The sequence below is a fragment of the Pseudomonas maioricensis genome (genome assembly GCF_022790535.1).
Taxonomy (GTDB): Bacteria; Pseudomonadota; Gammaproteobacteria; order Pseudomonadales; family Pseudomonadaceae; genus Aquipseudomonas; species Aquipseudomonas maioricensis.
This window is the reverse complement of record NZ_LOHG01000002.1, coordinates 365025-383116: the sequence shown is the minus strand read 5'-3', so window position 1 is coordinate 383116 and position 18092 is coordinate 365025. Positions and strand designations below refer to the sequence as shown.

The following is an 18092-nucleotide window of genomic DNA, read 5'->3' as shown; positions in this document are numbered from 1 at the left end:
TCTGCAATCCACCGCCACCAGGCAACGGCACTCACCACCCTAAACCAGTGATCTGGCGATTTCCAATATCTTTGACATAAAGGCCCGAATGGAGCCGTCTTGTTCGATTTATGCAACATGCTGACGCGTGCCTTTGGCACTATTGAGCGAGGTCTTCGTCAAACCAGCAACGCATTTACCGCGAGGGTAAGAAATGACTATCGACAGCATCGTGGATTTCAGCGAAGCCAGCACCGAAGCTGAACGCTACCGCCCGGCACCTGAAAAAATCTTCAAGGGCGACCCGGAGCAGACAATCTACAACCACTACAACAGCCCTTGCGGACAAATGAATGCGGGCGTCTGGGAAGGTGAGGTCGGCCAATGGTCCGTTAATTACACCGAGCATGAGTACTGTGAAATCGTTCAGGGCGTCTCAGTGTTGCGCGATGACGCGGGCGGGTCGAAAACCCTGCGTGCGGGAGATCGTTTTGTGATCCCGGCAGGCTTTAAAGGCACGTGGGAAGTGCTGGAGCCTTGCAGAAAAATCTATGTGGTTTTCGAGAAGAAGGCATAACTATGTAGTGCACATGATCAGTTTGCGGGGAGGATGCTGATGACGTCCAAGGAGGACATTCAACTTTTATAAAGGAATAAATTCATGACCAATGAAGAGATCATCAAGCAGCTTCAGTATCTGATCGGCAGCCGTTATGTGCCAACCATCAAGACTTACATCAGTGAGTTGACGGGTCGTGAACGCGTTGTCAGTTCAAAGGACTTCGTGACCAGAGAGTTCGACATCAACCGTGTAACGGTTGATGTCGATGGCGCCAATCTTGTTCAGGGATTCAGTTTCGGCTGAGCCAGGAATCGCGCCCTGCGGTGCCAGATTCCAATACAAATAAAAAAGGCCCGTATCGTGAGGATACGGGCCTTTTTCACAAGAAGAAAAATCAATTACTTGATTTTGCCTTCTTTGTAGATCACGTGCTTGCGAACAACCGGATCGAATTTTTTGATTTCGATTTTGTCCGGAGTGGTGCGCTTGTTCTTGTCGGTCGTGTAGAAGTGACCGGTACCAGCACTAGAAATCAATCGGATCAATTCACGCATGATCTTCTCCCTTAAATTTTGCCGTCGCGACGGAGTTCAGCGAGCACTACAGTGATGCCACGCTTGTCGATGATACGCATGCCTTTAGCAGATACGCGCAGACGAACAAAACGTTTCTCTTCTTCAACCCAGAAGCGGTGATGCTGCAGGTTTGGCAGGAAACGACGACGGGTTTTGTTGTTTGCGTGGGAAATGTTATTCCCAGTCACCGGACCCTTACCGGTAACTTGACAGACTCTCGACATGCCTCAGCCCTCTAAAACCACATGCCCAACCCGGCATGGGTTGGCCGCTTAATCTCTCAGTCATTTGGCGCCAGGCGCCGCGTTTCTTTAAGGGTCTTACCGGCTACACCTACAGTGAAGGAACCGGGCCCCTAGAAAAGAGCGCTGCTTTATACCAGAAAGGGTTTGCCGTCACAACAGGCAAAGCACTTTACCCCAACATCACGCAACGTGTTCAGCCTAGCGGTCGGGTGGTTACGGGGGTGGTGGCAAATCTACCGTCGGTCGGTTTGCAACCATTGTTCTAGGCTGATGCATGGTCTAGGGTAACTCACTCACCAGACTGCGCCAGCAGATGGGGCCCTTTCTGACAGGAATATAGCCATGCGTCTTGCTGCGATACCGTTTTTGCTAGCTCCTCTGCTGTTCCCGGCAATGGCTCACGCCGCGACAGCCTTGAGCGTCTGTACCGAAGCCAGCCCGGAAGGTTTCGATGTGGTGCAGTACAACTCGCTGACCACCACCAATGCCTCCGCCGATGTGCTGATGAACCGTTTGGTGGATTTCGACGCCCAGAGCGGCAAGCTGGTGCCCAGCCTGGCGCAGAGCTGGACCGTTTCGTCTGATGGTCTGACCTACGACTTCAAGCTGCGCAAAGGCGTGAAGTTTCACCACACTGCCTATTTCACTCCGAGCCGCGAGTTGAACGCGGATGACGTGGTGTTCAGCTTCCAGCGCATGCTTGACCCGCAGAACCCGTGGCACAAGGTTGCTCAGAGCGGCTTTCCCCACGCTCAATCGATGCAGTTGCCTACGCTGATCAAGAAGATCGACGCACCGGATCCGCTGACTGTGCGCTTTACCCTGGATCATCCGGACTCCACGTTCCTCGCGACGCTCAGCATGGGCTTTGCCTCGATCTACTCGGCTGAGTACACCGCGCAGCTGCTCAAGGCCGGGACCCCGGATAAGCTCAACAGCCAGCCGATCGGCACCGGGCCGTTCGTGTTCGAACGCTTCCAGAAAGATGCCGTGGTGCGCTACGAAGCCAACGCGGATTACTTCGCGGGCAAGCCTGGCGTCGACAAGCTGATCTACGCCATCACCCCTGATGCCAACGTTCGCTTGCAGCGCATTCGTCGCAATGAGTGCCAGATCACCCTTTCACCCAAGCCGCTTGATATTCAGGAAGCGGCCAAAGATCCAAACCTGAAAGTCGAAAAAACCGAAGCGTTCATGACCGCGTTTTTGGCGATCAACAGCCAGCACCCGCCGTTCGACAAGGCTGAAGTGCGGCAAGCGGTCAATCTGGCGTTCGACAAGGACAGCTACCTCAAGGCCGTTTTTGAAGGCACCGCCGAAGCGGCCAACGGCCCTTATCCGCCGAATACCTGGAGCTACGCGAAAGATTTGCCTGGGTATAAGCAAGATGTGACCAAGGCCAAAGCGCTGCTGGCAAAGGCGGGCGTGAAGGACGGCTTTAAAACCACTATCTGGACTCGCCCAACCGGCAGCCTGCTCAACCCCAATCCGAACCTGGGTGCGCAGTTGCTGCAGGCGGACCTGGCTAAAGTTGGCATCAACGCTGAAATCAAAGTCATCGAATGGGGCGAACTGATCCGCCGTGCCAAGGCTGGCGAGCATGATCTGTTGTTCATGGGCTGGGCCGGTGATAACGGTGACCCGGATAACTTCCTGACGCCGCAGTTCTCCTGCGCAGCCGTGAAGTCCGGTACCAACTTTGCCCGTTATTGCGATGCCACGCTGGACAAGCTGATCAGTGAAGGCAAAGCCACCAGTGATCAGGCTGCGCGCAGCAAGCTCTATCACCAGGCTCAGCAGCAGATTCAACAGCAGGCACTCTGGTTGCCACTGGCGCACCCGACCGCCGCCGCCCTGACCCGCAAGGATGTGAGCGGTTATCAGGTCAGCCCATTTGGTCGTCAGGACTTCTTCAAGGTGCAGGTTAAGTAGCAGCAACACAGGATTCGAATTGGAATACGCCCCCATGTGGGAGCGGTGCTTGCCCGTGATAAGAACACCGCGATCTATACAGAATCGCGTCCAGCCTTTTCGCGGGCAAGCGCGCTCCTACAGCAAACCCACATACTGTCGGAGACTCCATGATCATCGCCGACCGTCTTCACATTGAAGGCCTGTTCGACACCCATACATCGACGCTCAGTTATCTGGTCATGGATGTACAGACCAGGCACTGCGCGCTGATCGACAGCGTGCTGGACTTCGATCCCAAATCGGGACGCACCAGCACGCAGTCCGCCGATCAGTTGATCGCTCGAGTGCGTGAGCTGGGCGCTTCGGTGCAGTGGATCCTTGAAACCCATGTCCACGCCGATCATGTGTCCGCAGCGGCTTATCTCAAAGACAAGCTGGGCGCAAAAATCGCGATTGGCAGCCACATCACGGCGGTGCAAAACGTGTTCGGCGAGCTGTTCAATGCACCGGATGGGTTTGCCCGGGATGGCAGCCAGTTCGACGTGTTATTGAACGACGGCGCGACCTTTAACGTCGGCACCCTTGAGGCGCGGGCCATGCACACGCCGGGGCACACTCCGGCATGCATGACCTATGTGTTCGAGATTGGCGGTGAAAGTGTGGCTTTTGTCGGGGATACGCTGTTCATGCCGGATTACGGCACGGCGCGCTGCGACTTCCCGGGTGCGGATGCGCGCACGTTGTATCAGTCGATCCAGAAAATCCTCGCCCTGCCCGACTCCACACGCCTGTTCATGTGTCACGACTACCAGCCCGACGGCCGCGAGTTGCAGTACATGACAACAGTTGCCGAACAGCGCGCCAACAATATCCACATCCGGCAAGGGATTGATGAAAGCGAATTTGTACTGATGCGTGAAGCCAGGGATGCGACGCTGGAAATGCCGGTGCTGATCTTGCCATCCGTGCAGATCAACATGCGTGCGGGCCACCTTCCCGAGCCCGAAGACAATGGCGTGCGGTATCTGAAGATTCCGCTGAATACGCTGTGAGCCCGACCTTTGTAGAAACCTGTTGGAGCGGTGCCTGCCCGCGATGCAGGCACTGCGATCCGACAGATGGACCGAGTTGCTCTTATCGCGGGCAAGCCTCGCTCCCACAGAAAATTGCATTTGCAGGCGAGCATTGAGTCTCCTACGGGTACAGCTATGTGTCAGGCGCTCGGCGCCGCATCAACCCGAGCCGTATTCTGCAACCCCGCCAACAGCAGCCGCTGATACAGCTCTTCCTTCAAACCCTGTGGCTGGTCCAGTTGCATGCGTTCCAGGTGCACCGGAAAAGCGGATGGGTCCGGTGCATCCAGCGTTGCCTTGCCCAGCTCGATGATTTCGGTGAGCTTGAACTTGCTCTCAAGCCAGTGCAGCGCCCGCAGCAGATCGCGCTCCTCGCTGTTGAAGTCGCAACCCAGGGGGTATTCGGGAAACAGCTGCGAATACTGCTCAGCGATGGCCTGCAAGCGCTCAGCGGTGTTGTGAGCGAAGCGCGGGTCCAGTTTGAAGTCCTTGGGCAGCTTGCCCGCTCTTTGCGCCTGCTCGATCAAGCCAGGCTGAAAACGCGAGTCACTGATGTTGAGCATCGCTTCGATCACGGCCGAATCGGTTTTGCCGCGCAGGTCGGCGATGCCGTATTCGGTGACCACGATGTCTCGCAGATGGCGCGGAATCGTGGTGTGACCATATTCCCAGACGATATTGGAGCTGGTTTCGCCGCCGGACTCGCGCCAACTGCGCAGAATCATGATCGAGCGTGCGTCTTCCAGAGCGTGCGCCTGGGCCACGAAGTTGTATTGGCCGCCTACACCGCTCACCACCCGGCCGTCCTCCAGTTGGTCGGCCACCGCAGCGCCCATCAGGGTAACTGTGAACGCGCTGTTGATGAACCTCGCATCGCGGCGTTGCAGGCGTTTGAGTTCTTCATCGCCGTACAGCTCGTTGATGTAGCTGATGGCGGTCATGTTGAAGTCGCCAAGACGCTCCAGGGAAAACTCTCGCAAACGCTGATAAAAGCTCTGCGGACCGAGAAAGAACCCGCCATGAATCATAGTGCCGTCCGTGTAGGCGGATTCGTCAAGGGTGCCGTCGTTTGCCTCACGCTGGCGTGTTGCATCGGGGTAGACCTTGCGCCGAATAATCCCGGCGTCGGCCAGCACCAGCAAGCCGTTGACGAACATCTCGCTGCACCCGTAAAGCCCGGAGACGAAGGGCTGCACACCGCCTTCGCGGTCGATCAGGGTTTGCCAGTCGCTGAGGTTCAACTCTGCGAGCAGTGCGCGATAGGTATCGTTGTCGGCCTGTCGAGCCAGCAGCGCTGCGGTTAAAGCATCTCCCATGGAGCCGATGCCGATCTGCAAGGTGCCGCCATCACGCACCAGAGTGCTGGCGTGCAAACCAATGAAATGGTCCTGAAAACCCACCGGCATGTTCGGCGTGGAAAACAGCGTGCTGCGCTCGTCTTCATCGATCAGGAAGTCGAAGTCCTCGGCATCCAGCTCCGAATCGCCCGGCATGTAGGGCAAATCCGCGTGAACCTGGCCCAGCATCAAAATGGTTTCCCCGGCCGCCCGCCGCTTGGCGATCATGGGCAACAAGTCGAGGGTGACATCGGGGTTGCAGCTCAGGCTCAGCTTGCCGGGGCGCTGTTCATCCCGGGCAACCAGTTGCGCGACCAGATTCAAGCCGCTGGCGTTGATGTCCCGTGCGGCATGGCTGTAATTACTGCTGATGTAATCGTGCTGAGCGGGTGCGCTGTTGAGCAGGCTGCCTGGCTGCATGAAAAACTGCTGAACCCGGATATTGCTCGGCAGGCTGTCACGGTGCAGGTCGGTCAGGAATTCCAGCTCAGGGTAGTCGTCAAACACCCGATCCAGAAACGGTTCCAGAAAGCGTCCTTGAAGACCATCGCCAGTGGGCGGGCGCCCCAGACTCAGCGCAGTATAGATCGTCAGTTGCCGCTCGGGCATCTGCCTGATCCGCTCATACAGCGCGTTGACGAACCGGTTTGGCTTGCCCAGACCCAGCGGGATACCCATGTGAATATGTGTCGGTAGCCGGGCAATGACATGAGCGACCGCTTGATCAATGGAGCAGGACTGCGGCATCGGGTCCTCCGGGACTTTTATTGGATTGAGCCGTTATTGATGGAGGTTGGACCGGGGTTCTATTGGTTTTGCTGCATCGGTGAAGCTGGAAACGCGGTCTGAAATGTGGGAGCGCGATTCCCTGTGAGATTGATCAACCCTTCAAAAACGCCTTATGCAACTCCGCCAGTGTTGCGAAATGGTAGGTCGGCGACTCAGCCTGCAATTCCTCATGGCTACCAAAACCATACCCGACCGCAGCAACATCCAGCCCGTTGCGCAGGCCGCCGATCAGGTCGTGCTTGCGGTCACCAATCATCAGGGTCTGTTTGGGATCGAGTTTTTCTTCGGCGAGCAGGTGGGCGATCAGTTCGACTTTGTCGGTGCGGGTGCCGTCCAGTTCGCTGCCGTAAATCACTTTGAAATGCCGGGCAAAGTCGAAGTGGCGGGCGATCTCATGGGCGAACACCCAAGGTTTGGAGGTCGCGATGAACAGATTTCGGCCTTGATCAACCAGCGCATCCAGCAGCTCGAATACACCGTCGAACACCAGGTTCTCGTAGAGCCCGGTGACCTTGAAGCGTTGGCGATAAAAGCCTACGGCTTCCCAGGCTTTGGCTTCGTCAAAGCCGTATTGATGCATGAATTGCTGTAACAGCGGCGGGCCGATGAAGTGTTCCAGTTGGGCCAGGTCCGGCTCGTCGATATCCAGCTGCTTCAACGCGAATTGAATCGAACGGGTTATCCCCTGGCGAGGGTCAGTCAGGGTGCCGTCCAGGTCGAACAGGATATTTTGGTAGTGCATGCAAACTCCCATGGGTTATTTCGGGCATCGCTTTTGATCAAAACCAACTTTTCTGGTGTGAAATGCGCGTCTGTAGGAGTGAGCTTGCTCGCGATGGCGTTCGCACAGGCGATATATGTATTGGATGGCAGAACGCTATCGCGAGCAAGCTCACTCCTACAGGTCCTGTGTTGGCAGCGAATTAACAGGGCTTGTCGTAACCCTCAGCCAGATGCAGGTCCTTGAGCTTCACATAATTTGCGGCGCTGTACGGAAAGAAGGCGATCTCTTTCTCGGTCAATGCACGAACCTGTTTCACCGGGCGGCCAACATAAAGAAAACCACTCTCCAATACTTTGCCCGGCGGCACCAGACTGCCTGCGCCAATGATCACTTCGTCTTCAACCACCGCGCCGTCCATGATGGTGCTGCCCATGCCGATCAAGATGCGATTGCCGACGACACAGCCGTGCAGCATCACTTTGTGGCCTATGGTCACCTCGTCACCGATCAGCAACGGGAAGCCATCAGGGTTGAAAGGGCCTGCGTGGGTGATGTGCAACACACTGCCGTCCTGCACGCTGGTACGCGCGCCAACGCGGATGCGGTGCATGTCACCGCGAATCACGGTCAGCGGCCAGACCGAGCTGTCAGCACCGATCTCGACATCGCCGAGCACAACCGCCGAATGGTCGACAAAAGCCCGGTCGCCAAGTGCTGGCGTGTGGTTCTGAAACGTGCGGATCGCCACGATAGTCTCCTTCTTTGGCGCTGATAGCTGCGGACCGCGCCGATTGTAATTAAGATGCGTGGGTGTTTCTTCCAGCCAAGGTGCAAAACCGTGAGCGCGAACAACCCGCTTCTGCAATCCTACGACCTGCCACCTTTTTCGGCGATTCGTGCCGAGCATGTCAAACCTGCCATTGAACAGATTCTTGCCGACAACCGCGCAGCGATTGCCGAGATCCTCGTCAAGCAAGGCTCGCAGCCTACATGGGCCGGGCTTGTATTGGCGATGGACGAACTCAATGACCGCCTCGGCGCAGCCTGGAGCCCGGTCAGCCACTTGAACGCCGTGTGCAACAGCGCCGAACTGCGTGAAGCCTACGAGTCGTGCCTGCCAGCGCTGAGCGCCTATTCCACTGAAATGGGCCAGAACCGCGAGCTGTTTCAGGCGTTTGAAGCGCTGGCCAACAGCCCTGAAGCGGCTGGTTTTGATGTGGCGCAGAAAACCATTCTTGAACAATCGCTGCGTGACTTCCGTCTGTCGGGTATCGACTTGCCGCCCGAGCAGCAAAAACGTTATGCCGAGGTGCAGAGCAAGCTGTCGGAGCTGGGCAGCCAGTTTTCCAACCAGTTGCTCGATGCCACTCAGGCCTGGACCAAACTGGTCACCGACGAAGCCTCTCTGGCGGGTCTGACCGAGTCGGCCAAGCAACAAATGGCGGCGGCCGCCAAGGCTAAGGATCTGGACGGTTTCCTGATCACCCTGGAATTCCCGAGCTACTACGCGGTAATGACCTACGCCGAAGACCGCGCCCTGCGTGAAGAGGTCTATGCGGCTTACTGCACCCGTGCGTCTGACCAAGGCCCGAATGCTGGCAAGAACGACAATGGCCCGGTGATGGAGCAAATCCTCGATTTGCGTCAGGAGCTGGCCAGACTGTTGGGGTTTGCGAGCTTCTCCGAGCTGAGCCTGGCGACCAAGATGGCTGAGTCCAGCGATCAGGTACTGACGTTCCTGCGCGATCTGGCCAAGCGCAGCAAGCCGTTTGCCGCGCAGGATCTGCAACAGCTCAGGGCTTACGCGGCCGAACAGGGCTGCCCGGATCTGCAAAGCTGGGACAGCGGCTTTTATGGCGAGAAACTGCGTGAGCAGCGCTACAGCGTTTCTCAGGAAGCGTTGCGTGCCTACTTCCCGATCGACAAGGTGCTGGGCGGCCTGTTTGCTATTGTTCAGCGTCTGTACGGCATCGAAATCGCCGAGCAGAAAGGCTTCGATACCTGGCATCCGGACGTGCGTCTGTTCGAGATCAAGGAAAACGGTCAGCACGTCGGGCGTTTCTTCTTCGATCTTTATGCCCGCGCCAACAAGCGTGGCGGTGCGTGGATGGACGGCGCCCGCGACCGTCGTCGTACGGCTGAAGGTCAACTGCAGAGCCCGGTGGCCAACCTGGTCTGCAATTTCACCCCGGCCTCCCCTGGCCAGCCTGCGTTGCTGACTCACGATGAAGTGACCACCCTGTTTCACGAGTTCGGCCACGGGCTGCATCACTTGTTGACCCGCGTTGAGCATGCGGGTGTATCTGGCATCAACGGTGTGGCGTGGGATGCTGTGGAGTTGCCGAGCCAGTTCATGGAGAACTGGTGCTGGGAGCCGGAAGGGCTGGCGCTGATTTCCGGCCATTACCAGACCGGTGAAGCACTGCCCCAGGACCTGCTGGAAAAAATGCTTGCCGCGAAGAATTTCCAGTCCGGGTTGATGATGGTTCGTCAACTGGAGTTCTCGTTGTTCGACTTCGAGTTGCACGCTACCCACGGCGATGGCCGCAGCGTAGTGCAGGTTCTGGATGACATTCGTGATGAAGTGGCAGTGATGCGTCCGCCTGCTTACAACCGCTTCCCGAATGGCTTTGCTCACATCTTCGCAGGCGGTTATGCCGCCGGTTACTACAGCTACAAGTGGGCTGAAGTCTTGTCTGCCGATGCGTTCTCCAAATTCGAAGAGGACGGCGTGCTTAATGCCGAGACCGGTCGCGCCTTCCGTGAGGCGATCCTGGCTCGCGGTGGTTCGCAGGCGCCGATGGTGTTGTTCGTCGACTTCCGCGGACGTGCGCCTTCGATTGACGCACTCTTACGCCACAGTGGCCTGAGTGAGGATGCGGCAGCATGACCGAAACACCGGTAATCATTACCAAGAAGCGCTTCATCGCCGGGGCTGTCTGCCCGGCGTGCAGCGAGCCCGACAAACTCATGATGTGGAGCGAAAACGACGTTCCCCACCGTGAGTGCGTAGGCTGTGGCTACAGCGATACCCTCAATGAGCAGGGTAATTCGGTGCCTAAGGAGCTCGGTACGCGGGTCAACAAGATCGCGGTCAAGGCCGTAGACCCTAAGGTGCAGGGCGTGCAGTTCTTCCCGAATCCGAAGCTGAAAAAGCCGGTTGATTTAGATTGAAGTGACTCACCGGTAGGAGCGAACTTGTTCGCGATGCGATGTTCCTGTGCATGCAGAAATATCGTCTCGCGAACAAGTTCGCTCTTATCAAATATAAAATAAACAACTGAATTTAAACGCTTTTTCTGTAGGGGTGAGCTTGCTCGCGATAGCGCCAGGCCAGAGGGTTATTTCTCTACAGGTCGACTGCTATCGCGAGCAAGCTCACTCCTACAGGACTCTATGTTTGCTGCGAGACAGCGCGATGCCAGGGATACGGGACGGCTCCTACCGGTGTTACGCCTTCTATCGGGCAAGCTAGGGATATGAGTGGTATATCTTGTACTGTATGCACATACAGCTATAGGAGAACCTCCCATGTCCCTGATTTTCCCGCCTCGCGGCCGGGGCACGGCCAGCAACCCGCACAATCGCTTTGCCCCCAGCCGTTCATTGGCTGAGGACGACGGGTGGTATCAGGAAGTGCCGTTGACCCAAGGCACGCAAGTCACCAGCGAGACGGCCAAAAGCATCATCACCCGCAACAGCTCGCCTGACATTCCCTTCGATCGCTCGATCAACCCGTATCGCGGTTGTGAACACGGCTGTATTTACTGCTATGCACGGCCCAGTCATGCCTATTGGGACATGTCGCCGGGCCTGGATTTCGAAACCAGACTGATCGCTAAAACCAACGCTGCTGCAGTACTCGAACAGCAGTTGTCGAAACCGGGTTATCGCTGCGCGCCGATCACTTTGGGGGCCAACACCGATCCGTATCAGCCCATAGAGCGTGAGTACAAAATCACTCGGGCTGTCCTCGAAGTTCTGCTGCGCTACCGCCATCCAGTAACAATCATTACCAAGGGGGCGCTGATCCTGCGGGATCTGGACCTGCTCGCCGAGTTGGCGAAACAGAACCTGATCTCCGTGTTCATCAGCCTGACCACGCTGGACGACGAGCTCAAACGCATACTTGAACCGCGTGCCGCTGCGCCCAAAGCGAGGCTGCGAGCGATTCGGGTGCTACGCGATGCAGGTGTGCCGGTGGGAGTGTTGTGTGCGCCGATCATCCCGATGATCAACGACATGGAACTGGAAGCCATGCTCAGCGAAGCCAAGGCTGCCGGGGCCTTGAGTGCCAGCTACGTGATGTTGCGACTGCCGCTGGAAGTCGCGCCGTTGTTTGAAGAATGGCTACAGGCGCACTACCCGCAACGTGCGGAGCATGTGATGAGCCTGGTCAGGCAGGTGCGTGGGGGTGAGGTTTATGACATCCGATTTGGTGTGCGAATGCGCGGCGAAGGCCCGTTTGCTGATCTGTTGGCCCAGCGCTATCGGATGGCGATCAAGCGCCTCGGGCTTAACAAGCGGGAAAGCTTCAACCTGGATTGCGAGGCATTCTGCCCACCGGGTGGGCAGATGTCGTTGTTGTAGCGAGAGTTGGCGCAATAGCGGATTGGAATGCCATCCCCTGTGGGAGCAGAGCAAGCTCAGCTCCCACAAGGGCTGCATTGCAACTCAAGACTTATGCGATTTCAGCTCAAATCCTTGCTGCCAATGCTTTGGCCTTACGCATCTTGATCCGGTAAGCCACTCCCAGAACAACCAGCCACGCCGGGAGCAGGAATACCGACAACGAAATGCCCGGCGTGAAGTACATGATCGCCAGAATACCCAGCAGGAATACCAGACACACGTAGTTGGTCAGCGGGTAGCCCCAGCTTTGGTATTCGGTGACTTCACCGGCTTCGCGCTTGGCCTTGCGGAATTTCAGGTGGGTGATGCTGATGATCACCCAGTTCAGCACCAGTGCGGACACCACCAGCGCCATCAGTAACTCGAAGGCTTTGCCGGGCATCACATAGTTGATCAGCACGCACAGACCGGTAGCAGTAGCCGATACGCCCAACGCCAGCAATGGAACGCCGCGACGGTTCACTTTGAGCAGGGCCTTGGGGGCATTGCCCTGCATGGCCAGACCGAACAGCATGCGGCTATTGCTGTAAACGCAGCTGTTATAGACCGACAGTGCAGCCGTCAGCACCACCACATTCAGGAGGGTGGCGACCAAATTGCTGTCCAGCGCGTGAAAAATCAGCACGAACGGGCTGCCGCCGGTCACGACTTTCTGCCAAGGGTACAGAGAGAGCAGGATGGCCAGCGCGCCCACATAGAAAATCAGGATGCGGTAGATCACCTGATTAGTTGCCTTGGGAATGCTGGTTTTAGGATTTTCGGCCTCTGCAGCCGTAATGCCGACCAGCTCCAGGCCTCCGAACGAAAACATGATGAAGGCCATCGCCATTACCAGTCCGCTGATACCGTTCGGGAAGAAACCGCCGTATTGCCACAGGTTGGCGACGCTTGCATCAGGTCCGCCCGTGCCGCTGGCCAGCAGCCAGGCACCAAACACGATCATGCTGATAATCGCGACGATCTTGATCATGGAGAACCAGAACTCCATCTCGCCGAAGACCTTCACACTGGTCAGGTTGATCAGGTTAATGGCCACAAAGAAGATTGCGGCAGAGACCCAGGTTGGCGTCTCGGGCCACCAATACTGCACGTACTGACCCACGGCGGTCAGTTCCGCCATGCCCACCAGAACGTAAAGTACCCAGTAGTTCCAGCCGGACATGAAACCCGCAAAACGACCCCAGTAACGATTGGCAAAGTGGCTGAAGGTACCTGCGACAGGCTCTTCTACAACCATTTCACCCAGCTGGCGCATGATGAAAAACGCGATCATGCCAGCGATGGCGTAACCGAGGATCACCGAAGGGCCGGCCATATTGATGGTGTGCGCAATGCCCAGGAACAGACCGGTGCCGATAGCGCCGCCGAGAGCGATCAGCTGGATGTGCCGATTCTTGAGCCCGCGATGCAGGTGAGCGGCAGATTTTTGTTGGTTCATAAAAGGTCCTGACCCAGGTAAGGATACCGACTGGAGATATGCCGCCAATCGCTGGTTGTGGGGAGCATTTTGCAAAACAGATGCCACACGTCAGCAGTCGGATTTTTCATGTGCTGCAAAAGGATGACGCAGGCTACCCGGCATTGGCCAAGCGTCAAGCATAAACTGTTAGGCTTTGCGTCCGAAGCCTTTGAATTCCGACGGATTACACACTCATGAAAGTCAACGAGATCGACGATTTTGATTTGAAGATCCTGACCCTCTTGCAGGCCAATGGGCGCCTGACCAATCAAGAGCTCAGTGACCTGATCGGGTTGTCCGCATCGCAGTGCTCGCGGCGTCGGATCGGTCTGGAGCAGGCGCAGTTGATCCTCGGCTACCATGCGCGTCTGGCGCCACAGGCCATGAATCTGGAGGTCGTGGCGATGGTCGAGGTCAAGTTGATCAGCCATCGTCCGGAACACTCGGAAGGCTTTCAGGGGTTTATTGCCAGCGAGACTGCAATCATCGATGCGTACAAGACTACCGGCGATGCGGATTACAACCTGAAGGCAGCCGTGGCCGACCTTGCCAGTCTCAATCAACTGATGGCGAGGATTTCTGCGACCAACTGTATTTCGCACCTTAAAACTTCGGTGGTGCTGGAGCGTTTGAAGGAAAACAATATCGGCACGGCCTGAGGGCGAGTTGCACTGTATTGATTCATTATTAAGGCTTTGTACACGGTTGATGCGTTTTTAGTCCGGTCTTTGCGCGATTTGTGCGCGCTATAGCTTTATATGCGTGATCATTGTGAATTGTGTAGCATGCGCGCTTGTTATGTGAGATTTGGCAGCGTTCGCCAGATGCTCGCTTACCCCGTTATGTCGCACCCGAGTTATACCCGTGCCCTTTTCATCAGGAGTTGTCTGTCATGTTTGCCCACGTTGAGTCCTATGCCGGTGATCCGATTCTGTCGTTGATGGATGCTTATCAGAAAGATCCCAACGCAGATAAAGTCAATCTCAGTATCGGTCTCTACTACGACGAGCAAGGGCGAATCCCGCGTCTGGCCGCTGCTGTAGAAGCTGAGCGCCAATTGCTTGAAGGCCAGCAGGCTCCGTGTGTTTACCTGCCTATGGAAGGCCTTGCTTCTTATCGCCAGGGCGTCCAGGCATTGCTGTTCGGCGATCAGCATCCGGCGTTGCTGGCGGGGCGTATCGCAACGATCCAGACGGTCGGCGGCTCGGGTGCCTTGAAAGTCGGTGCGGACTTTCTCAAGTCGGCCTACCCGGATTCCCAAGTATGGGTCAGTGACCCGACGTGGGAGAACCACCACGCGTTGTTCGGCGGCGCAGGCTTCAAGGTCAATACCTATCCGTATTTCAATGCCGCTACTGGCGGCGTGAATTTCGATGGCATGTTTGCCTCTCTGCAGGCGTTGCCCGCGCACAGCATTGTGCTGCTGCACCCGTGCTGCCACAACCCGACAGGCGCGGACCTGACCCCGGCGCAGTGGGATCAGCTCATCGAACTGATCGGCGCGCGCAAGCTGATTCCTTTCCTGGACACCGCCTATCAAGGCTTCGGTGCTGGCATGAGTGCAGACGCTTATGCAATTCGGGCCATGGCTGATGCCGGGCTGACGGTTTTGGTCAGTAACTCGTTCTCGAAAATCTTCTCGTTGTATGGCGAGCGGGTCGGTGGCTTGTCTATCGTGTGCCCTGACGCGGCCATGGCCGACAAAGTCCTGGGCCAGCTCAAGGCTACCGTGCGCCGTAACTATTCCAGCCCGCCGAAACATGGTGCGCTAGTGGTTTCGGCCGTGCTTAACGACGTGACGCTGCGCAACCAATGGCTGTCTGAAGTCGAGGCGATGCGCGTGCGCATCATCGACATGCGGGTAAAACTGGTGGCCGCTCTCAAGGAAAAAATGCCACAACGTGACTTCAGCTATATCCTCACGCAAAGTGGCATGTTCAGTTACACAGGTTTCAGCAGTGCACAGGTTGACCGACTGAGAAATGAACACGCCGTTTATCTGATCAGCAGTGGCCGTGTTTGCATGGCTGGCTTGAACGAGCAAAATCTGCCGAAGGTCGTCGAGGCTTTCAGTAGCGTTTGCGAGGGATAAGGGCAAAATCAGGGTTTCAGGCCATTCAAACGCCACTAGTGCCGTTGGGCTGTAACCCTTGATCCAGAGCGCTACATTCAGTTTCAGTTAAGTTTTGACGGTTAGCCTGTAAATCTGCATCACCCCGTTGGGCGCGGGCAAATGGATTTGGACGCGGTGCCTGTAGTTAGGGTTGCAGCAAATAAATCCACATCAATCCGTCAAAGAGGATTAGACATGAGTGACATGGATAAGCAGGTTTCAGCTACGTCGGTAGACGTTAAGCCTGAGGCCGAAACTTCCGACGTAGCGCTGGCTCACATTGTTGAAGGCTTCAAACGTTTTCGCAGCGAAGTCTTCCCCGAACAGGAAGAACTGTTCAAGAAACTCGCAACGGCCCAGCAGCCGCGTGCCATGTTCATTACCTGTGCCGACTCCCGGATTGTGCCGGAGCTCATCACCAACAGCTCGCCTGGCGACCTGTTCGTGACGCGTAACGTCGGTAACGTGGTCCCTCCATATGGCCCTATGAACGGCGGTGTCTCCACCGCAATCGAATATGCCGTCATGGCATTGGGCGTTCATCACATCATCGTTTGCGGCCATTCCGATTGCGGTGCCATGCGCGCTGTTCTCAACCCGCATACGCTGGAAAAAATGCCGACGGTCAAAGCCTGGCTGCGCCATGCCGAAGTGGCCCGCACTGTGGTTGAAGACAACTGCCATTGCACCGGCGAAAAAGAAACGATGCACGTGCTCACCGAAGAGAACGTCATCGCGCAGCTGCAACACTTGCGTACCCACCCATCGGTAGCGTCGAAAATGGCTAGCGGTGAGTTGTTCATCCACGGCTGGGTGTACGACATCGAAACCTGTGGCATTAAAGCCTACGACGCCGAACAAGGCCGCTTCCTGGCTCTGGATGGCGACCATCCGACGCCGAAGGCCACGCCGAAGTCTCGCTACTAAAAACGCGACTTTCACCTCGTTCAGACACCTGACGGTGCGCTCATGGCGCGCCGTGAGGCGTCGTCACGTCTGAAGAATACCGGAGAGTCATCATGGGCCTAGGTCAATTGAAATCCGTTTTGCCCAGAGAGCTGCTCGCTTCCGTAGTAGTGTTTCTGGTTGCATTGCCCCTGTGCATGGGGATCGCTATCGCTTCCGGTATGCCACCGGCCAAAGGACTGATCACCGGCATCATCGGCGGCCTGGTGGTGGGTTGGTTGGCAGGTTCACCGCTGCAAGTCAGCGGCCCGGCTGCAGGTCTTGCGGTATTAGTCTTCGAGGTGGTGCGTGAGCACGGTATGGCCATGCTCGGCCCAATCCTCTTGCTCGCCGGTGTGCTGCAAATTCTTGCCGGGCGTTTCAAGCTCGGTTGCTGGTTCCGGGTGACGGCTCCAGCGGTGGTCTACGGCATGCTCGCCGGTATCGGTGTACTGATCGTGCTCTCTCAGGCGCACGTCATGTTTGATGGCGGGCCCAAACCTTCCGGCCTGGATAACCTCGTTGCCTTCCCTTCTACCCTGATCCAGGCTATCGGCCCGGGCAGCGGCATGCAGGCCGGTGCTCTTGGTCTGGGTACGATTCTGGTGATGTGGGTGTGGGACAAGTTTCGTCCTCAGTCGCTGCGCTTCGTTCCGGGCGCCCTGCTGGGTGTCGGCCTGGCGACGTTTGCCAGTATCGCTTTGGCGATGCAGGTCAAGCGTGTGGAAGTGCCGGATAACCTGGCTGAAGCCATTGACTGGCTGCGCCCTGCAGATCTGATGAACCTTGCTGATCCAGCGATTCTGATTGCAGCCTTCGCGGTGGCCTTTATTGCCAGCGCCGAAACCTTGCTGTCGGCGGCTGCAGTAGACCGTATGCATGACGGTCAACGCTCAGACTTCGATAAAGAGCTAAGCGCTCAAGGTGTGGGTAACGTCCTGTGCGGTCTGGTGGGCGCATTGCCAATGACGGGTGTGATCGTGCGCAGTTCGGCCAACGTTCAGGCGGGCGCGAAAACACGCATGTCCGCCATGTTCCACGGCTTGTGGTTGCTGGCGTTCGTGTTGCTGCTGTCCAGCGTGCTGCAAAGCATTCCGGTGGCGAGTCTGGCGGGTGTGTTGGTATACACCGGTTGCAAGCTGGTCGACCTCAAGGCGTTTCGTGGCCTGGGCCGTTATGGCCGGATGCCGATGTTCACTTACGCGGCAACCGCTGCTGCGATCATCTTCACGGATCTGCTCACCGGTGTATTGGTCGGTTTCGGCCTGACCCTGGTCAAGCTGGCGCTGCAAGCTGCACGATTGAAGATCAACCTCGTGCCGATGGAAGCTGAAGGCGAGTTTGAGCTGCGCATGGTCGGCTCGGCCACCTTCTTGAAAGTCCCGGCGCTGACTAAAGTGCTGGAGACTATTCCGGCGGGCAGCACGGTTTATGTGCCGTTGAGCAACCTGAGTTACATCGACCATTCCTGCCTGGAGCTGCTGGAGGAATGGGGGCGCGCCAACGCTGCTCAGGGCTCGCGTCTAAGCATCGAGTCTCGTGGGTTGAAACGCAGGCTGGAAGGCCGGCTGACGACCACCACCGGGATTGGATCGGCGGCGTCGCAGGCTTGAGGTTGTGAACATCAACTGAACCCGACCCTGTAGGAGCGCACGAGCAAAGCGAGGCCGCGATGGCGGTGTGTCAGGCAGAACGCTATCGCTGCCTGGCGTTGCTCGTGAGCTCCTACAGGATTTATGGGGTCT

The 18092-nt window shown here is 57.0% G+C and carries 17 protein-coding genes; 11 read left to right on the top strand and 6 right to left on the bottom strand.

The window, feature by feature from the left end; genetic code table 11:
• Window positions 1-193: 193 nt before the first annotated feature.
• Window positions 194-556, top strand: a complete 363-nt coding sequence (locus tag AUC61_RS04390; RefSeq protein ID WP_243244623.1) for a cupin domain-containing protein — start codon at window positions 194-196, stop codon at window positions 554-556.
• An 84-nt stretch (window positions 557-640) separates the two neighbouring features.
• Window positions 641-844, top strand: coding sequence for a hypothetical protein (locus tag AUC61_RS04385; RefSeq protein ID WP_243244622.1), 204 nt, complete (start codon window positions 641-643; stop codon window positions 842-844).
• Window positions 845-939: 95 nt separating this feature from the next.
• On the opposite strand, the gene rpmG is transcribed toward AUC61_RS04385, so the two are convergent.
• The gene (gene rpmG, locus AUC61_RS04380; RefSeq protein WP_007894709.1) at window positions 940-1095 is read right to left on the bottom strand and encodes a 50S ribosomal protein L33; all 156 of its coding nucleotides are present in this window, start codon (window positions 1093-1095) and stop codon (window positions 940-942) included.
• 11 nt (window positions 1096-1106) lie between these two features.
• Complete coding sequence (gene rpmB, locus AUC61_RS04375) at window positions 1107-1340, bottom strand: 50S ribosomal protein L28 (protein ID WP_007920377.1); 234 nt, start codon at window positions 1338-1340, stop codon at window positions 1107-1109.
• Window positions 1341-1703: 363 nt separating this feature from the next.
• Here rpmB and AUC61_RS04370 point away from each other — a divergent pair, with 363 nt between their 5' ends.
• Window positions 1704-3293: an ABC transporter substrate-binding protein gene (locus AUC61_RS04370; protein WP_243244621.1), complete on the top strand. Its 1590-nt coding sequence runs from the start codon at window positions 1704-1706 to the stop codon at window positions 3291-3293.
• A gap of 149 nt (window positions 3294-3442) precedes the next feature.
• Window positions 3443-4327, top strand: coding sequence for an MBL fold metallo-hydrolase (locus AUC61_RS04365; RefSeq protein ID WP_243244620.1), 885 nt, complete (start codon window positions 3443-3445; stop codon window positions 4325-4327).
• A 161-nt stretch (window positions 4328-4488) separates the two neighbouring features.
• On the opposite strand, the gene AUC61_RS04360 is transcribed toward AUC61_RS04365, so the two are convergent.
• From AUC61_RS04360 to AUC61_RS04350, 3 genes are all read right to left on the bottom strand, one after another.
• Window positions 4489-6432 (bottom strand): acetyl-CoA hydrolase/transferase C-terminal domain-containing protein, encoded by a 1944-nt coding sequence (locus tag AUC61_RS04360; protein ID WP_243244619.1) that lies wholly within the window; start codon window positions 6430-6432, stop codon window positions 4489-4491.
• A 133-nt stretch (window positions 6433-6565) separates the two neighbouring features.
• Entirely contained in the window at window positions 6566-7216 is a 651-nt protein-coding gene (locus tag AUC61_RS04355) for an HAD family hydrolase (RefSeq protein WP_243244617.1), read from the bottom strand.
• Window positions 7217-7397: 181 nt separating this feature from the next.
• A complete protein-coding gene (locus AUC61_RS04350; protein ID WP_243244616.1) occupies window positions 7398-7946 on the bottom strand; it encodes a gamma carbonic anhydrase family protein in 549 nt (182 codons plus the stop codon).
• Between the two features lie 90 nt (window positions 7947-8036).
• Here AUC61_RS04350 and prlC point away from each other — a divergent pair, with 90 nt between their 5' ends.
• The 3 genes from prlC to AUC61_RS04335 all read left to right on the top strand — a co-directional run bounded on the left by prlC (window position 8037) and on the right by AUC61_RS04335 (window position 11788).
• Window positions 8037-10088 (top strand): oligopeptidase A, encoded by a 2052-nt coding sequence (prlC, locus tag AUC61_RS04345; protein WP_243244615.1) that lies wholly within the window; start codon window positions 8037-8039, stop codon window positions 10086-10088.
• Complete coding sequence (locus AUC61_RS04340) at window positions 10085-10372, top strand: YheV family putative zinc ribbon protein (RefSeq protein WP_243244614.1); 288 nt, start codon at window positions 10085-10087, stop codon at window positions 10370-10372. Before prlC ends, AUC61_RS04340 begins: the two co-directional genes overlap by 4 nt.
• Window positions 10373-10729: 357 nt before the next feature.
• On the top strand, window positions 10730-11788 hold the full coding sequence (locus AUC61_RS04335; protein WP_243244613.1) for a PA0069 family radical SAM protein: 1059 nt from the start codon (window positions 10730-10732) through the stop codon (window positions 11786-11788).
• Between the two features lie 106 nt (window positions 11789-11894).
• Here the strand turns inward: AUC61_RS04335 and AUC61_RS04330 are convergent, their stop codons facing one another.
• Entirely contained in the window at window positions 11895-13268 is a 1374-nt protein-coding gene (locus tag AUC61_RS04330) for an amino acid permease (protein ID WP_243244612.1), read from the bottom strand.
• A 215-nt stretch (window positions 13269-13483) separates the two neighbouring features.
• Here AUC61_RS04330 and AUC61_RS04325 point away from each other — a divergent pair, with 215 nt between their 5' ends.
• From AUC61_RS04325 to AUC61_RS04310, 4 genes are all read left to right on the top strand, one after another.
• A complete protein-coding gene (locus AUC61_RS04325) occupies window positions 13484-13948 on the top strand; it encodes an Lrp/AsnC family transcriptional regulator (protein WP_243244611.1) in 465 nt (154 codons plus the stop codon).
• A gap of 233 nt (window positions 13949-14181) precedes the next feature.
• Complete coding sequence (locus AUC61_RS04320) at window positions 14182-15381, top strand: amino acid aminotransferase (protein ID WP_243244610.1); 1200 nt, start codon at window positions 14182-14184, stop codon at window positions 15379-15381.
• 216 nt (window positions 15382-15597) lie between these two features.
• The gene (locus AUC61_RS04315) at window positions 15598-16329 is read left to right on the top strand and encodes a carbonic anhydrase (protein WP_122667248.1); all 732 of its coding nucleotides are present in this window, start codon (window positions 15598-15600) and stop codon (window positions 16327-16329) included.
• Between the two features lie 92 nt (window positions 16330-16421).
• Entirely contained in the window at window positions 16422-17960 is a 1539-nt protein-coding gene (locus AUC61_RS04310; protein ID WP_243244609.1) for a SulP family inorganic anion transporter, read from the top strand.
• The last annotated feature ends 132 nt before the right edge of the window (window positions 17961-18092 follow it).

Bases quoted from the DNA above. Each gene is read 5' to 3' on its own strand.
- AUC61_RS04365 (WP_243244620.1), top strand. From the start codon at position 3,443: ATGATCATCGCCGACCGTCTTCACATTGAAGGCCTGTTCGACACCCAT.
- AUC61_RS04355 (WP_243244617.1), bottom strand. From the start codon at position 7,216: ATGCACTACCAAAATATCCTGTTCGACCTGGACGGCACCCTGACTGAC.
- AUC61_RS04325 (WP_243244611.1), top strand. From the start codon at position 13,484: ATGAAAGTCAACGAGATCGACGATTTTGATTTGAAGATCCTGACCCTC.
- AUC61_RS04360 (WP_243244619.1), bottom strand. From the start codon at position 6,432: ATGCCGCAGTCCTGCTCCATTGATCAAGCGGTCGCTCATGTCATTGCC.
- AUC61_RS04335 (WP_243244613.1), top strand. From the start codon at position 10,730: ATGTCCCTGATTTTCCCGCCTCGCGGCCGGGGCACGGCCAGCAACCCG.
- rpmB (WP_007920377.1), bottom strand. From the start codon at position 1,340: ATGTCGAGAGTCTGTCAAGTTACCGGTAAGGGTCCGGTGACTGGGAAT.
- rpmG (WP_007894709.1), bottom strand. From the start codon at position 1,095: ATGCGTGAATTGATCCGATTGATTTCTAGTGCTGGTACCGGTCACTTC.
- AUC61_RS04320 (WP_243244610.1), top strand. From the start codon at position 14,182: ATGTTTGCCCACGTTGAGTCCTATGCCGGTGATCCGATTCTGTCGTTG.
- AUC61_RS04390 (WP_243244623.1), top strand. From the start codon at position 194: ATGACTATCGACAGCATCGTGGATTTCAGCGAAGCCAGCACCGAAGCT.
- AUC61_RS04330 (WP_243244612.1), bottom strand. From the start codon at position 13,268: ATGAACCAACAAAAATCTGCCGCTCACCTGCATCGCGGGCTCAAGAAT.
- AUC61_RS04315 (WP_122667248.1), top strand. From the start codon at position 15,598: ATGAGTGACATGGATAAGCAGGTTTCAGCTACGTCGGTAGACGTTAAG.
- AUC61_RS04340 (WP_243244614.1), top strand. From the start codon at position 10,085: ATGACCGAAACACCGGTAATCATTACCAAGAAGCGCTTCATCGCCGGG.
- AUC61_RS04310 (WP_243244609.1), top strand. From the start codon at position 16,422: ATGGGCCTAGGTCAATTGAAATCCGTTTTGCCCAGAGAGCTGCTCGCT.
- AUC61_RS04370 (WP_243244621.1), top strand. From the start codon at position 1,704: ATGCGTCTTGCTGCGATACCGTTTTTGCTAGCTCCTCTGCTGTTCCCG.
- AUC61_RS04385 (WP_243244622.1), top strand. From the start codon at position 641: ATGACCAATGAAGAGATCATCAAGCAGCTTCAGTATCTGATCGGCAGC.